Annotated in this window: 3 protein-coding genes; 1 reads left to right on the forward strand and 2 read right to left on the reverse strand. The window is 72.8% G+C overall.

Annotation, left to right across the window (positions count from 1 at the left end; translation table 11 throughout):
- Positions 1 to 36: 36 nt before the first annotated feature.
- Together ACQKIP_RS42785 and ACQKIP_RS42790 are read right to left on the reverse strand one after the other, a co-directional pair.
- On the reverse strand, positions 37 to 807 hold the full coding sequence (locus tag ACQKIP_RS42785; RefSeq protein ID WP_365866730.1) for a hypothetical protein: 771 nt from the start codon (positions 805 to 807) through the stop codon (positions 37 to 39).
- A gap of 154 nt (positions 808 to 961) precedes the next feature.
- Positions 962 to 2,662, reverse strand: coding sequence for a PucR family transcriptional regulator (locus ACQKIP_RS42790; protein ID WP_365866732.1), 1,701 nt, complete (start codon positions 2,660 to 2,662; stop codon positions 962 to 964).
- 345 nt (positions 2,663 to 3,007) lie between these two features.
- Here ACQKIP_RS42790 and ACQKIP_RS42795 point away from each other — a divergent pair.
- Positions 3,008 to 3,622: FAD binding domain-containing protein (locus ACQKIP_RS42795; RefSeq protein ID WP_427745483.1), on the forward strand; the 615-nt coding region annotated here is incomplete at its 3' end.

Here is a 3,622-nt window from a genome sequence, read left to right on the forward strand (position 1 = left end):
GAGCCCCGCAGGGACCGCCCGAACCTCAACCGCCCCTCAGGCCGCAGGCGCCGGCGGCGCAGGCGGAGTCAGATGCTGCGCCAGCCACGACGGCACCCCGCCCATCAAACGGAAAAGGCGCGCCGCCTCGGCCCGCAGACGCCCCGCCTCAGGCTCGGGCTCCGCATCGGCGAGCGCCGCCAGTGCCGGCGCGGTACCCACCAGGTACCCCAGCTCCTCCCGGATACGGAGCGACTCCGCAAAGCCGTGCCGCGCGTCCGCCAACTCCCCCTCCCGCAGGGCGATCCCGGCCAGATGCCGCCAGGTGAAGGACAGGAGCAGGGTGTCGCCGTGCGCCGTCGCACCCGCGTGCGCCCGCCGGTACGCGGCCCGCGCCGCCTGCGGCGAGTCCGCGATGTGCTCGGCGATCAGACCCCGGCGGAAGTCGAGGAGAGGCCGCCCCGGAGTATTCGGGGCGAGCAGCGCCGCCGCCCGCCCGAGCGCCGTACGCGCCTCGTCCGCCCGGTCCCGTACGGCAAGCACCGTAGAGGCATACGCCAGCTGACCGCGTTCGCACGCCGCCGCCCCGCGGTCCTCGTCCGCCACGGCCAGCGCCTCCGCCGTACGAAGGCCGTCCTCGGCCTCCGCCCATCCCTCGCCCGTGAACAGGCACCGCTCCACCAGGAGCGAGGTTCTCTGCAGCGCGGGACCCGGCCCCTCCCGCGAGGCGAGCAGCGCGGCCGCGTCGGTCCAACAGCCGCGCGAGCGCAGCCGCCATACCGCGGTCTGGAGTGGATCGTCCCCTGCAGTCGTTCCGGTACCAGACATGGCGGGATGCGCCACGTTGCCCTCCCCGAGCACGCCATTGAGCTGTTGAGTCGTGGGCGCATCTCAGCACGGATCGGCGCATCGGGCCAAGGGGCTGGGTGAAAGATTTCACAAAGGGCGGACCATGAAAGGTGTTTGCCGCAGGTCGCCCGGGTCAGCTCATCCGCAGTGCCAGGAAGAAATCGAGCTTGTCCTCCAGGCGCGAGAGGTCACGGCCCGTCAACTGCTCTATACGGCCGACGCGGTAGCGCAACGTGTTGACGTGCAGGTGGAGGCGTGCGGCGCAGCGCGTCCAGGAGCCGTCGCAGTCCAGGAACGCCTCCAGGGTCGGAATCAGCTCCGCCCGGTGGCGCCGGTCGTAGTCCCGCAGCGGGTCCAGAAGGCGGGCCGTGAACGCCCGGCGCACGTCGTCCGGCACGAAGGGGAGGAGCAGGACGTGCGAGGCCAGTTCCTGGTGGCCCGCCGCGCAGACCCGCCCCGGACGCGCCGCCGCGACCCGGCGGGCGTGCCGTGCCTCCTCCAGGGCGCCGCGCAGACCCTCCGCCGAGTGGACGGACGCGCTGACGCCGAGCGTGAGGCGGCCGTCGCCGTCGAGCCCCGCCGAGAGCGGGTCGCGGACGGACTCCAGGAGGGAGTCGGCCAGCAGGCCCGTCTCGGAGCCGTCGTGCTCCGAGGAGACCGCGGGCAGCGGCACGAGCGCGATCGCCTCGTCACCCGTATGGGCCACCGCGATGCGGTCGGACGGCTCGGGGCCCGCCGACAGGGGGTCGACGAGGATCTCCTCCAGGAGGGACTGGGCCACCGGGCCGCCCTCGATCTCGCCGCCCTCCCACTCGACGCGGGCCACCACCACCTGCCAGTGCGGCGCCGCGCCCAGGCCCGGAAGCAGCACGGGGGCGGCGACCCGCAGGCGGGCCGCGATCTCCGCCGGTGCCGCGCCCGTCTGGACCAGTTCCAGGACCTCCTGGGCGAGCCTGCGCCGCACCGTGCGGGCGGCGTCGCGCCGGTCGCGCTCCACCGCGATCAGCTGGGTGACGCCCTGGAGCAGGTCGAGCCGCTCCTCGGGCCAGTCGCCCGCGTCTGCCTCGACCGCCAGGAACCAGTCCGAGAGGACCGTCTCGCGCACGTCCCGCAGGGCCGCCGTGCTCGCCGACGCCGCCGCGGAAGCCGAACCGCGGCCACTGCTCCGAATGGGGAACAGGGAGTACGTCGTGCCGTCCACCTGGACCCGGTGCGGACCCCGCCGCCCGGTGCGCACGGCGGCCAGGTGCTCGGCCGCCAGGCGCCCGCAGACCGGGGTGGCCAGGGCGGGGCCCGCCGCGCTCGACCCCGCGATGGCCCGGCCCGCGGGGGACAGGACCCAGGCCCGCAGGTCCAGGTCGGAGCCGAGCAGGTCGAGGACGACGTCGGGGCCGCCGCCGGTGGGGCCCGAGGTCATCAGCCTGCGGTGCCGGTCCACGACGGCCGCCAGGTCGCCGGCCCGCTCGCCGGAGACCTGCCGGACCACGTGCTCGGTGATCGTCGCGAAGGCCACCGACTCGTTGACGGCGAACAGCGGCAGGCGGTGCCGCACGCAGGCCTCGACGATGTCGTCCGGGATGTCGCCGAGCTCGGCCTCGCCCGCGGCGAGCGCCGCCACTCCCGCGCTCGCGAGGATGCGTACGAAGGGCTCCGTGTCCGAGGCGTCGTGGCGCCAGGCCAGGCCCGTCAGGACCAGTTCGCCGCCCGCGAGGTACCGGCTGGGGTCGCGCAGGTCCGTGGTCATCACACCGCGCACGGTGCGGTCGAGCTCTTCCTCACCGCCGAGCAGCCGCAGGCCCAGCGCGTCGGTGTCAAGGAGTGCGCGCAGCCGCATGGTCGTCGCCGCCGATCTTGTCTCGAATGGGATGTACAGACAGTCCGGGTGTGCCGACGCTGTGTCGCCGACCGCCGTCCCGGACCCCGGTGCCCAGGGAGCCTTCCGGTTTCCGGGGGGAATCCGCGAGGTTACTGAGGCCCGTTCTTCATACGAATCTACAAGACGCGCGCCTTGGCCAGCGAACTCCTTCATGGTTTCGGTGACTGACCCCATCGGACGACGGGGCGGTGTACTTACCCCACTCCGCGTTAACAGCACATGAACGAGCAGTCGAGAGGCCTCCGGCCCGACTTGGCTGGATCCTCTCGAATGAACGACCCTCGATACGAAGAAGAGAGCCTCATGGACTTCCTTCGCCCCGCCAGCTGGGAGGAGGCGCTCGCCGCCAAGGCCGAGCACCCCACAGCTGTGCCGATTGCGGGTGGCACCGATGTGATGGTCGAGATCAACTTCGACCACCGTCGTCCCGAGTACCTGCTTGACCTGAACCGCGTCGCCGAGCTGCGCGAGTGGTCGGTGGGCGAGGAGACGGTCCAGCTGGGCGCCTCGGTTCCCTACACCACGATCATGGAGGAGCTGCGCACGGAGCTCCCCGGTCTCGCGCTCGCCTCGCACACGGTCGCTTCCCCGCAGATCCGCAACCGCGGCGGCGTCGGCGGCAACCTCGGCACGGCGTCCCCGGCCGGTGACGCCCACCCCGCGCTGCTCGCCGCCGACTGCGAGGTCGAGGTGGAGTCCGTACGCGGCTCGCGCCTCATCCCGATCGACGAGTTCTACACCGGCGTGAAGCGCAACGCCCTCGCCCAGGACGAGCTGATCAAGTCCGTCCACATCAAGAAGGCGGACGGCCCCCAGCAGTACTCGAAGGTCGGCACCCGCAACGCGATGGTCATCGCCGTGTGCGCCTTCGGCATCGCCCTGCACCCCGGGACCCGGACCGTACGGACCGGCATCGGC

It is taken from the genome of Streptomyces sp. NPDC059900 (assembly GCF_050270335.1).
Classification (GTDB): Bacteria; Actinomycetota; Actinomycetes; order Streptomycetales; family Streptomycetaceae; genus Streptomyces.